Origin of the sequence: Streptomyces sp. SID14478, assembly GCF_010548525.1 — a bacterium.
In the GTDB taxonomy this organism is placed as follows: Bacteria; Actinomycetota; Actinomycetes; order Streptomycetales; family Streptomycetaceae; genus Streptomyces.
On sequence record NZ_JAAGMG010000662.1, the window covers coordinates 1 to 355 of the forward strand.

Annotated in this window: 1 pseudogene; it reads right to left on the reverse strand. The window is 74.9% G+C overall.

The window, feature by feature from the left end:
- Positions 1 to 355, reverse strand: a pseudogene (locus G3I40_RS21780) (MFS transporter); the annotation flags it as partial.

Consider the following 355-nt stretch of genomic DNA (forward strand, 5'->3'; position numbering starts at 1 on the left):
AGGACGGCGCGCGGCACGGTCGACTCGGTGAGCAGCGCGCACAGGACGATCAGCGGCGGCACGGCGAGGCCGGTCAGGGCGAGGCAGGCGGCGACCGGCAGCGGGTCGTCCAGCACGGTCAGCGGCAGGACGACGAGGGCGAGCGCGACGCAGACGACGGTGCGTTGCCGCACGGGCGACATCTTCCGGCGCCGGGCGCCGTAGGCCCAACCACCCACCAGAGTCGTGCAGTTGGAGACGGCGTACAGCACGGGCGCCAGGTCCGGGGTGCCGCGCCCGGTCGCGTACGCGGCGACGGACACCTGCTGGGCGCCGAAGAAGACGCCGAGGGCGAGGGTGATCGCGACGAGCCCGG